The sequence below is a fragment of the Pseudomonas sp. PNPG3 genome (genome assembly GCF_023093815.1).
GTDB classification, from domain to species: domain Bacteria; phylum Pseudomonadota; class Gammaproteobacteria; order Pseudomonadales; family Pseudomonadaceae; genus Aquipseudomonas; species Aquipseudomonas asiatica.
This window is the reverse complement of the sequence record NZ_JALLKV010000101.1, coordinates 1-7,181: the sequence shown is the minus strand read 5'-3', so window position 1 is coordinate 7,181 and position 7,181 is coordinate 1. Positions and strand designations below refer to the sequence as shown.

The 7,181-nt window shown below is 63.7% G+C and carries 7 protein-coding genes and 1 pseudogene; 5 read left to right on the top strand and 3 right to left on the bottom strand.

Going from position 1 to position 7,181, the window contains the following annotated elements:
• Window positions 1-131 precede the first annotated feature (131 nt).
• Window positions 132-501: pseudogene (locus tag MJ643_RS29900) on the bottom strand (hypothetical protein).
• 190 nt (window positions 502-691) lie between these two features.
• On the opposite strand from MJ643_RS29900, the gene MJ643_RS29895 reads away from it, so the two are divergent.
• Window positions 692-1,990, top strand: a complete 1,299-nt coding sequence (locus MJ643_RS29895) for a hypothetical protein (RefSeq protein WP_003260096.1) — start codon at window positions 692-694, stop codon at window positions 1,988-1,990.
• Window positions 1,983-2,807: a VacJ family lipoprotein gene (locus tag MJ643_RS29890; RefSeq protein ID WP_247727230.1), complete on the top strand. Its 825-nt coding sequence runs from the start codon at window positions 1,983-1,985 to the stop codon at window positions 2,805-2,807. The genes MJ643_RS29895 and MJ643_RS29890 overlap by 8 nt, the downstream gene beginning before the upstream one ends.
• Before the next feature lie 79 nt (window positions 2,808-2,886).
• Here the strand turns inward: MJ643_RS29890 and MJ643_RS29885 are convergent, their stop codons facing one another.
• Window positions 2,887-4,035 carry a patatin-like phospholipase family protein gene (locus MJ643_RS29885; protein WP_013971426.1) on the bottom strand — a complete coding sequence of 383 codons (1,149 nt, stop codon included), beginning with the start codon at window positions 4,033-4,035 and terminating at the stop codon, window positions 2,887-2,889.
• A 46-nt stretch (window positions 4,036-4,081) separates the two neighbouring features.
• A complete protein-coding gene (locus MJ643_RS29880) occupies window positions 4,082-5,017 on the bottom strand; it encodes a lipid A biosynthesis lauroyl acyltransferase (protein WP_054573876.1) in 936 nt (311 codons plus the stop codon).
• A gap of 111 nt (window positions 5,018-5,128) precedes the next feature.
• Between MJ643_RS29880 and minC the strand changes: the two genes are divergently transcribed.
• The 3 genes from minC (at window position 5,129) to minE (ending at window position 7,059) form a co-directional block, all read left to right on the top strand.
• A complete protein-coding gene (minC, locus tag MJ643_RS29875; RefSeq protein WP_247727229.1) occupies window positions 5,129-5,887 on the top strand; it encodes a septum site-determining protein MinC in 759 nt (252 codons plus the stop codon).
• A 101-nt stretch (window positions 5,888-5,988) separates the two neighbouring features.
• Window positions 5,989-6,801: a septum site-determining protein MinD gene (gene minD, locus MJ643_RS29870; RefSeq protein ID WP_013971423.1), complete on the top strand. Its 813-nt coding sequence runs from the start codon at window positions 5,989-5,991 to the stop codon at window positions 6,799-6,801.
• Window positions 6,802-6,804: 3 nt separating this feature from the next.
• A complete protein-coding gene (gene minE, locus MJ643_RS29865; protein WP_003252572.1) occupies window positions 6,805-7,059 on the top strand; it encodes a cell division topological specificity factor MinE in 255 nt (84 codons plus the stop codon).
• Window positions 7,060-7,181 lie beyond the last annotated feature (122 nt).

Sequence of the window (7,181 nt, the reverse complement as noted above, 5' to 3'; positions counted from 1 at the left end):
TATCGGTCAAAAGCCGCTTAAAAAACTTCCCTAAAACCATAGAATCTCCCACAGGAGTTATGCTGCCTATGAAATCGGCGCGGTCCCTGTGGGAGCTGGCTTGCCTGCGATGGGCCGCAAAGCGGCCCCTTTCAGCCTTGATCCGGCAACCTGACCAAGCGGACCAAGCGCAACCCCGCCAACACCAGCGCGAACACGGCAATGCTGGCGGTATACAGCACCAGTGCCGGCACCGCGAATACCAACGCCACCACCGCCAGCCACCAGCCGCCACGGCCGGCAAAGACCTGCGCCAGCAGCGCCAGCGCCAGCCCGCTCCAGGCCATCACCTGATGATGAATGCCCAACCCCAGCAAAGACCGCCTGCCAGTACGCCGCCGGCGCCGTGCACAGCCCCACCCACTGCCCGTCCTCCATCAGCCCATAGCGCACGCCATAACTGGCAGCAAGCCAGAGCCCCAGAAACAGCACAAGCAGCGCAGCCGGCAGCGAACGAGACATCCAGCTCTCCAATAGCGGTAATCGAAAGCATCCATGATCGCTTATGCCCAGTTGTAAGGCAAAATCACATCCCTGCAGCTATGTTGCAGATAACAAGCACACCAAAGACCACCGCACCTGGCAACTTTGCCCGGCCCGTTGTGGTCCTAGCCTGCACACTGCTCGACCTTGCGTTCTTTTGGGGGATTACATGCTTCGATCTTTGCGCCTCGCTGCCTTGCTCGGTGGCCTGCTCATGGCTGTGGCCGCTTCGGCGCGGGATATCGACGCCGCGAGCTATGGTTTTCCCTTGACCAACCCGTTCGAGGCAACCATCGCCACCACGCCACCGGACCAGCGCCCCACCCTGCCCGAAGATGACGAAATCAACCAGTCCGACTACAGCCTCAACCTGCGCCCGGACCGTGAATTCACTCTGCCGGACAATTTCTGGGCGGTGAAAAAGCTCAAGTACCGCCTGGCCCGCCAGGACCGCGAGGCGCCGCTGATCTTCATCATCGCCGGCACCGGTGCGCCCTACACCAGCAGCATCAACGAATACCTGAAGAAGCTGTTCTACCAGGCCGGCTTCCACGTGGTGCAGCTGTCGTCGCCAACCAGTTACGACTTCATGAGCGCCGCCTCGCGCTTCGCCACCCCAGGCGTCAGCCAGGAGGATGCCGAAGACATGTACCGGGTGATGCAGGCCGTGCGTGCCCAGCACCCGCGCCTGCCGATCAGCGAGTTCTACCTCACCGGCTACAGCCTGGGCGCACTCGACGCTGCCTTTGTCAGCCACCTGGACGAAACCCGCCGCAGCTTCAACTTCAAGCGCGTACTGCTGCTGAACCCGCCGGTCAACCTGTACACCTCGATCAACAACCTGGACAAGCTGGTGCAGACCCAGGTCAAGGGCATCGACCGCAGCACCACCTTCTACGAGCTGATGTTGGCCAAGCTGACCCGCTACTTCCAGGAAAAGGGCTACATCGACCTCAATGAGGCCCTGCTGTACGACTTCCAGCAGTCGCGCCAGCACCTGTCCAACGAGCAGATGGCCATGCTGATCGGCACCTCGTTCCGCTTCTCGGCGGCCGACATTGCCTTTACCTCCGACCTGATCAACCGCCGCGGCCTGATTATTCCGCCGAAGTTCCCGATCACCGAGGGCAGCAGCCTCACGCCATTCTTCAAGCGTGCCCTGCAGTGCGACTTCGACTGCTACATGACCGAGCAGGTCATCCCCATGTGGCGCGCCCGGACCGACGGCAACAGCATCCTGCAACTGGTCAACCAGGTCAGCCTGTATGCACTTGAAGACTACCTGAGCAGCAGCGACAAGATCGCCGTTATGCACAACGCCGACGACGTCATCCTCGGCCCTGGTGACATCGGCTTCCTGCGCAAGGTGTTCGGTGAGCGTCTGACCCTTTACCCCCATGGCGGCCATTGCGGCAACCTCAACTACCGCGTCAACAGTGACGCCATGCTGGAGTTCTTCCGTGGTTAACAAACTCCTCTTCGCCACTGCCCTGTTCGCCGCCGGCCACACCCTGGCTGCCGAAACCGCCCCCCGGGCCAGCGTGGTCGAGGCCGACCCGCAAGTCACCGAAGCGCCACTGGCGCCCGAGACCGATGGTTTCCTCGACCCGCTGCGTGAGCTGAAATTCAACCCGGGGCTGGACCAGCGCGAGTTCGAGCGCTCCACCCTGCAAGCGCTGAACGTGTACGACCCGCTGGAGTCGATCAACCGGCGCGTCTATCACTTCAACTACCGCCTGGACCAATGGGTGCTGCTGCCGATGGTAAGCGGCTACCAGTACGTCACCCCGCGCTTCGTGCGCACCGGGGTGACCAACTTCTTCAACAACCTGGGCGACGTGCCGAACCTGTTCAACAGCGTGTTGCAGCTCAAGGCCAAGCGCTCGGCCGAGATCACCGCGCGGCTGATGTTCAACACCATCATCGGCGTGGGTGGGCTTTGGGACCCGGCAACCAAGATGGGCCTGCCGCGGCAAAGTGAAGACTTCGGCCAGACCTTGGGCTTCTATGGCGTACCGGACGGGCCGTACCTGATGCTGCCGGTGCTGGGGCCTTCGAACCTGCGCGATACCACCGGGCTGGTGGTGGACTATGCAGGCGAACAGGCGATCAACTACCTGAACGTGGCCGAAGCCAGCAGCGACCACCCGGAAATCTCCGTGCTGCGCGTGGTGGACAAGCGCTACAGCACCAAATTCCGCTATGGCCAGCTCAACTCGCCGTTCGAGTACGAGAAGGTGCGGTATGTGTATACCCAGGCGCGCAAGTTGCAGATAGCCGAGTAGGCAGGCCAGGCCTCTTCGCGGGTATCGTGCGATCCCTGTGGGAGCGGGTTTACCCGCGAAGAGGCCGGCACAAGCAACATCAAATCCCCAGGAACTGGCAAAGCTCCCGCTTCTTGGCCAAGGCATCCTTTCGCCCCAGCTCTATCAGCTCGCTGCAGTAACTGGCCTCGAACAGCAAATAGCTCAACACCCCCGCCCCGCTGGTACGCGTCGCCCCCGGCCCACGCAGGAACATGCGCAACGCCGCCGGCAACTCGCGCCGATGTCGCGCGGCAATCTCGTCCAGCGGCTGGCTGGGCGCCACCACCAGCACGTCGATCGGCGCCAGGCCCAAGCGCCGGGCGTCCAGGTGCGCCGGCAACAGGTGGCTCAGGTGGTTGAGGCGCTGCAGCAGCTCGATGTCGTCTTCCAGGCTGTCAATGAACGTACTGTTGAGCATGTGTCCGCCGATCTGCGCCAGGCTCGGCTGCTGCCCGCTGAACACCCGCTGGGTCGGTAGCGGTGGCGCCGGCCGCTGCGGGTTGCCGCTGACCCCGACCACCAGTACCCGGCTGGCGCCCAGGTGCAGGGCCGGGCTGATCGGTGCCGACTGGCGCACCGCACCATCGCCGAAATATTCATCACCCAGCCGCACCGGGGCGAACAGCAACGGGATGGCCGCGCTGGCCAGCAGATGATCGATGGTCAATGGCGTGGGCATGCCGATACGGCGATGGCGCAACCAGGCTTCGATGGTGCCGCGGCCCTGGTAGAAGGTCACCGCCTGGCCGGACTCGTAGCCAAACGCGGTCACCGCGACGGCGCGCAGTTGCTCGGCGGCCAGGGAGTGGGCGATACCGTCCAGGTTCAGGTGCGCCTGCAGCAAGCCGCGCAATGGGCTGCTGTCCAGGAGCGCCACTGGCGCCGGGCCACCCACGCCCAGCAGGTTGTGGGCAACGAAGCGGCTGGCCTGGCGGACCACACCGGGCCAGTCGCTGCGGATGACCAGGTGGCTGCGGAAGTTCTGCCAGAAGGCGGTGAGCCGTTGTACGGCGTCGCTGAAATGGGTGGCGCCGCTGGCCAGGGTGACGGCGTTGATGGCCCCGGCGGAGGTGCCCACGATGACCGGGAACGGGTTGTGCGCGCCGGCGGGCAGCAACTCGGCAATGCCGGCCAGCACGCCCACCTGGTAGGCGGCGCGGGCGCCGCCGCCAGAAAGGATAAGACCGGTTACCGGGGGTGGGGCCATAGGAGTCCTTCCTGGGGTTGGTGGGCCGGCACAGGCAAAACAAAATTCAGCGCTTCTTCTTGTCATACAGCCGCGGCTCCCCTTCGGGTCGCGACTTGAACCGGCGATGCGCCCAAAGGTACTGCTCGGGGCATTCGCGCAACACGCTTTCCACCCACTGGTTGATTCGCAGGCAGTCAGCCTCTTCGCTCTCCCCGGGGAAATCCGCCAGCGGCGGGTGGATCACCAGGCGATAGCCGCTGCCGTCCTCCAGGCGCTTCTGGGTGAACGGAATCACCTGCGCCTTGCCCAACCGGGCAAACTTGGTGGTAGCGGTCACCGTCGCCGCCGGGATGCCGAACAGCGGCACGAACAGGCTCTGCTTGGCGCCGTAGTCCTGGTCAGGTGCGTACCAGATCGCCCGGCCCGAACGCAGCAGCTTGAGCATGCCGCGCACGTCCTCGCGCTCCACCGCCAGCGAGTCGAGGTTATGCCGCTCGCGGCCGCTGCGCTGGATGAAGTCGAACAGCGGGTTGCCGTGCTCGCGGTACATGCCATCGATGGTGTGATGCTGGCCCAGCAGTGCGGCGCCGATCTCCAGGGTGGTGAAGTGCACCGCCATCAGGATGGCGCCCTGCCCCGCCTGCTGGGCGGCCTGCAGGTGCTCCAGCCCCTCGACATGGGCCAGGCGCGCCAACCGGGCCTTGGGCCACCACCAGCTCATGGCCATTTCGAAGAAGGCGATACCGGTGGAGGCGAAGTTGGCCTTGAGCAGGCGCTGCCGTTCGTCGACCGACAGCTCCGGGAAGCACAGCTCCAGGTTGCGCGCGGCAATGCGCCGCCGCTCACCGGCAAAGCGGTACATCACCGCTCCCAGCGCGGCACCGACTTTCAACAGGACCCGGTACGGCAACTGGACCACCAGCCACAGCAGGCCCAGGCCCAGCCACAGGCCCCAGAAACGTGGGTGAAGGAAATAGGGACGAAAACGCGGGCGTTCCATTGAAGCTTCCGGAAAGACAAAGGCCGCGCATTCTACAACGGATCAGCGCATGTTGCGGGCAACCGGTCTTATCGTTATAAGTCAGGGCACTTTTTTCGCAACAAGCCGTCTATGCAGACCATGAGCCCAAACCACACACCCGACACCGCCTCCGTGTTCCAGCTCAAGGGCAGCATGCTCGCCATTACAGTGCTGGAGCTGGCGCGCAATGACCTTGAAGCCCTCGACCGCCAACTGGCGGCCAAAGTCGCCCAGGCACCGAACTTCTTCAGCAACACGCCACTGGTGCTGGCGCTGGACAAGCTGCCGGCCGACGAGGGGGCAATCGACCTGCCCGGCTTGATGCGGATCTGCCGCCACCACGGCCTGCGTACCCTGGCCATCCGTGCCAACCGCATCGAGGACATCGCCGCCGCCATCGCCATCGACCTGCCGGTGCTGCCGCCATCCGGCGCGCGCGAGCGGCCGCTGGAGCCCGAACCCGAGGTGAAGAAGCCCGAGCCGGCCCCTGTCCCGCCACCAATCCTCCAACCCGAGGTGCGCCCGACCCGCATCATCACTGCGCCAGTACGTGGCGGCCAGCAGATCTACGCCCAGGGCGGCGACCTGGTGGTGACCGCTTCGGTCAGCCCGGGGGCGGAACTTCTGGCCGATGGCAACATCCATGTGTACGGCGCCATGCGCGGCCGCGCCCTGGCCGGCATCAAAGGCAATACCAAGGCACGTATCTTCTGTCAGCAGATGACCGCCGAAATGGTCTCCATCGCCGGCCAGTACAAGGTCTGCGAGGACCTGCGCCGCGACCCGCTGTGGGGCACCGGCGTGCAAGTCAGCCTGTCTGGCGACGTGTTGAACATCACCCGTCTTTAACGGATACTTGCCAGCATTTTTAGTGCAACTTTTCTTACCGTTGCCATTTATTTGTATTTTTGCAGGGACGTGTGTCCCGATTATTTTAGGGGTGAAACACCTTGGCCAAGATTATCGTGGTTACTTCCGGCAAGGGGGGTGTGGGCAAGACCACCACCAGCGCCGCCATTGGTACCGGCCTCGCACTGCGTGGCCACAAGACCGTCATCGTCGACTTCGACGTGGGCCTGCGTAACCTCGACCTGATCATGGGCTGCGAACGCCGCGTGGTGTACGACTTCGTCAACGTGGTCAACGGCGAAGCCAACCTGCAACAGGCCCTGATCAAGGACAAGCGCCTCGAGAACCTGTACGTGCTGGCCGCCAGCCAGACCCGTGACAAGGACGCGCTGACCCAGGAAGGCGTGGAAAAGGTCCTGATGGAGCTGAAGAAAGACTTCGACTTCGTCATCTGCGACTCGCCGGCCGGTATCGAGAAAGGCGCACACCTGGCCATGTACTTTGCCGACGAAGCCGTCGTGGTCACCAACCCTGAGGTATCCTCGGTACGAGACTCCGACCGCATGCTGGGCATCCTGTCGAGCAAGTCGCGCCGCTCCGAGAACGGCGAAGAGCCGATCAAGGAACACCTGCTGATCACCCGCTACCACCCGGAGCGCGTGGAAAAGGGCGAAATGCTGAGCATCGCCGACGTCGAAGAGATCCTGGCGATCAAGCTCAAGGGTGTGATCCCCGAGAGCCAGGCAGTGCTCAAGGCTTCCAACCAGGGTATCCCGGTCATCCTCGACGACCAGAGCGATGCCGGCCAGGCCTATAGCGATACCGTCGACCGTCTGCTGGGCAAAGAAAAGCCCCTGCGGTTCATCGAAGTGCCGAAGCAAGGATTCTTCGCGCGCCTGTTTGGAGGCAAGTAAACCATGAACCTTTTTGACTTCTTTCGTGGCAGACAGAAACAGACCAGCGCGTCGGTAGCGAAAGAGCGTCTACAGATCATCGTGGCGCACGAGCGCGGCCAACGCAGCGAACCGGACTACCTACCAGCGCTGCAGAAAGAACTGCTGGAAGTGATCCGCAAATATGTGAACATCGGCAACGATGATGTGCATATCGAGCTGGAAAACCAGGGTAGCTGCTCGATTCTTGAGCTGAACATCACCTTGCCGGATCGCTGATTTCGCGACCAGGCCTGGATCATTGGGGCTGCTTTGCAGCCCATCGCCGCGGGGGGGGGGGGGGGCCCCCCCCCCCCCCCCCCCCCCCCCCCCCCCCCCCGGGGGGGGGGGGGGGGGGGGGG

Excerpts from the sequence above, each read along its gene's own strand:
- MJ643_RS29895 (WP_003260096.1), top strand. The coding sequence starts at position 692 with ATGCTTCGATCTTTGCGCCTCGCTGCCTTGCTCGGTGGCCTGCTCATG.
- MJ643_RS29885 (WP_013971426.1), bottom strand. The coding sequence starts at position 4,035 with ATGGCCCCACCCCCGGTAACCGGTCTTATCCTTTCTGGCGGCGGCGCC.
- MJ643_RS29880 (WP_054573876.1), bottom strand. The coding sequence starts at position 5,017 with ATGGAACGCCCGCGTTTTCGTCCCTATTTCCTTCACCCACGTTTCTGG.
- minC (WP_247727229.1), top strand. The coding sequence starts at position 5,129 with ATGCAGACCATGAGCCCAAACCACACACCCGACACCGCCTCCGTGTTC.
- minE (WP_003252572.1), top strand. The coding sequence starts at position 6,805 with ATGAACCTTTTTGACTTCTTTCGTGGCAGACAGAAACAGACCAGCGCG.